General features: G+C 48.1%; 2 protein-coding genes and 2 pseudogenes. 3 read left to right on the top strand and 1 reads right to left on the bottom strand.

Annotated elements, in window-relative coordinates; genetic code table 11:
- The 3 genes and pseudogenes from BHE85_RS17580 to BHE85_RS17570 form a co-directional block, all read left to right on the top strand.
- On the top strand, positions 1–261 hold a 261-nt coding region (locus tag BHE85_RS17580; protein WP_000317683.1), incomplete at its 5' end, for an IS1 family transposase.
- Between the two features lie 16 nt (positions 262–277).
- Positions 278–340: pseudogene (locus tag BHE85_RS27655) on the top strand (hypothetical protein); the annotation flags it as partial.
- A 29-nt stretch (positions 341–369) separates the two neighbouring features.
- Positions 370–627 (top strand): annotated as a pseudogene (locus tag BHE85_RS17570) (FimD/PapC N-terminal domain-containing protein); the annotation flags it as partial.
- Between the two features lie 25 nt (positions 628–652).
- Here the strand turns inward: BHE85_RS17570 and BHE85_RS28470 are convergent.
- On the bottom strand, positions 653–721 hold a 69-nt coding region (locus tag BHE85_RS28470; RefSeq protein ID WP_369803596.1), incomplete at its 5' end, for a hypothetical protein.

Here is a 721-nt window from a genome sequence, read left to right as displayed (position 1 = left end):
ACACTGGAGCGTCTTCTGAGCCTGCTGTCGGCCTTTGAGGTCGTGGTATGGATGACGGATGGCTGGCCGCTGTATGAATCACGCCTGAAGGGAAAGCTGCACGTTATCAGCAAGCGTTACACTCAGCGCATTGAGCGACATAATCTGAATCTGAGACAACATCTGGCAAGGCTGGGACGGAAGTCACTGTCGTTCTCAAAATCGGTGGAGCTGCATGACAAGGTCATCGGGCATTATCTGAACATAAAACACTATCAGTAAGTTGGAGTCATTACCGAAATGGGCTGCAATCAATGATTATGGCGGCAGTTCCGGGACAGAAACTCGTCCACTGCAATAACAAATATAAAAAACACAGGTCATCAGGGAATGCCACAACGACACCACCAGGGACATAAACGCACACCGAAACAGTTGGCGCTCATCATCAAACGCTGTTTGCCGATGGTGCTCACTGGCAGCGGCATGCTTTGCACTACCGCTAACGCCGAAGAGTATTATTTCGACCCCATTATGCTGGAAACTACAAAAAGTGGTATGCAAACAACTGATCTGTCACGTTTTTCAAAAAAATACGCACAACTACCAGGAACTTATCAGGTTGATATCTGGCTGAATAAAAGTAAGCGTCAACGGAGCACCGTATTGACGCTTATTTATTGGTGAGTGCTACGTTCCATGGCAGGAGTTCGTCAACACGGTTGGAAGGCCATTCCGGCAG

Origin of the sequence: Shigella sp. FC1567, from assembly GCF_001743015.1 — a bacterium.
GTDB classification, from domain to species: domain Bacteria; phylum Pseudomonadota; class Gammaproteobacteria; order Enterobacterales; family Enterobacteriaceae; genus Escherichia; species Escherichia coli.
The sequence above is the reverse complement of the archived record's forward strand: the minus strand, read 5'-3'. Positions and strand labels throughout refer to the sequence as shown.